The 213-nt window shown below is 70.0% G+C and carries 1 protein-coding gene; it reads left to right on the top strand.

Features of this window, described 5'->3' with window-relative positions; translation table 11 throughout:
- The coding region (locus AUL35_RS21395) for an ABC transporter permease subunit (protein ID WP_156418162.1) at window positions 1-213 on the top strand (213 nt) is incomplete at both ends.

The following is a 213-nucleotide window of genomic DNA, read 5'->3' as shown; positions in this document are numbered from 1 at the left end:
CGCATCGCGCCGTCGGTTCTGGAAGCGGCGCGGGGCTGCGGCCTGACCGGCTGGCAGCGTCTGGTTCGCGTGGAGTTGCCGCTGTCCCTTCCCGGGGTTTTTTCCGGGATCCGGCTGTCGTTGGTGACGGGGCTCGGGCTGGCGGCGATCGGTTCGACGGTCGGCTCGCGCACGCTGGGCGAGGTGATCGTGGCGGGTCTTTTGTCGTCGAAC

The sequence above is a fragment of the Aureimonas sp. AU4 genome, from assembly GCF_001463765.1.
Lineage (GTDB): Bacteria > Pseudomonadota > Alphaproteobacteria > Rhizobiales > Rhizobiaceae > Aureimonas.
Note: the sequence above shows the minus strand (reverse complement) of the source record. Positions and strands in the feature narration are given on the sequence as shown.